Source organism: Salinisphaera sp. T31B1, from assembly GCF_040361275.1.
Lineage (GTDB): Bacteria > Pseudomonadota > Gammaproteobacteria > Nevskiales > Salinisphaeraceae > Salinisphaera.
This window is the reverse complement of record NZ_APNH01000009.1, coordinates 1-1,075: the sequence shown is the minus strand read 5'-3', so window position 1 is coordinate 1,075 and position 1,075 is coordinate 1. Positions and strand designations below refer to the sequence as shown.

The 1,075-nt window shown below is 64.9% G+C and carries 2 protein-coding genes; both read left to right on the top strand.

Annotated features, from left to right (window positions below; translation table 11 throughout):
* Complete coding sequence (locus T31B1_RS20045) at positions 1 to 747, top strand: electron transfer flavoprotein subunit beta/FixA family protein (RefSeq protein WP_353251298.1); 747 nt, start codon at positions 1 to 3, stop codon at positions 745 to 747.
* Positions 744 to 1,075: adenine nucleotide alpha hydrolase family protein (locus tag T31B1_RS20040; RefSeq protein ID WP_502951062.1), on the top strand; the 332-nt coding region annotated here is incomplete at its 3' end. The genes T31B1_RS20045 and T31B1_RS20040, both read left to right, overlap by 4 nt.

Genomic DNA, 1,075 nt, shown 5'->3' with positions numbered 1-1,075 from the left:
ATGAAAGTACTTGTGAGCATCAAGCGCGCGATCGACTACAACGTGCGCATCCAGATCAAGCCGGACGGCTCCGGCGTGGTCGAGAACGGCGTCAAGCACAGCATGAACCCGTTCGACGAGATTGCCGTCGAGCAGGCCATGCGCTGGAAGGAAGCCGGCGACGCCGAAGAAATCGTTGCCGTGACGATCGGCCCGGAAGCCGCCAAGGAACAGCTGCGCAGTGCGCTGGCGTTCGGCTGCGACCGCGCGATCCATATCAAGACCGACGAGCCGATTCAGCCGCTGACGGCCGCCCGTGTATTCAAGGCCATTGCCGAAAAAGAAGATCCGAAGGTCTTTCTGATGGGCAAGCAGGCCATCGACGACGACTCGAACCAGACCGGCCAGATGACCTCGGCCCTGCTGAACTGGCCACAAGCCACGTTCGCCTCGGTGATCGAACTGGCCGGCGACACCGCCAAGGTCACCCGCGAGATCGACGCCGGTCTGGAAACCCTCGAGGTCGACCTGCCGGCGGTAATCACCGCCGACCTGCGCCTGAACGAGCCGCGCTATCTCAAGCTGCCCGACATCATGAAGGCCAAGCGCAAGCCGATTGAAGACATGAGCCTCGACGACCTCGGCGTGTCTGCCGCCGCCCGGCTGGAAACCACCCGGACCGCGCCGCCGCCCACCCGTGAAGCCGGTGTGAAGGTCGAATCCACCGATGCGCTCATCGCCAAACTCAAGGAGAAAGGTCTGCTATGAGCAAGATTCTGATTGTTGCCGATTATCTCAACGGCACGCTGAACGCCTCCACCGCCCGTGCGGTGACCTGTGCCCAGGACTTCAACGCCGACGCCATCGACGTGCTCGTGCTGTCCGACGACGGCGCGGCGATCGCCGCAGACGCTGCCCAGCTCGACGGCGTCAGCCGGGTCCTGCACGCCGACCACGCCGCCAACGCCCACCCGATGGCCGCCACGCTCGCCCCGCAGATCGTCGCCGCGGTGCGTGAGGGCGACTACACCCACGTGCTCGGGCCCAACACCACCTACGGCAAGGACCTGATGCCACGCGTGGCCGCCCTGCTGGA

Bases quoted from the DNA above. Each gene is read 5' to 3' on its own strand.
- T31B1_RS20045 (WP_353251298.1), top strand. From the start codon at position 1: ATGAAAGTACTTGTGAGCATCAAGCGCGCGATCGACTACAACGTGCGC.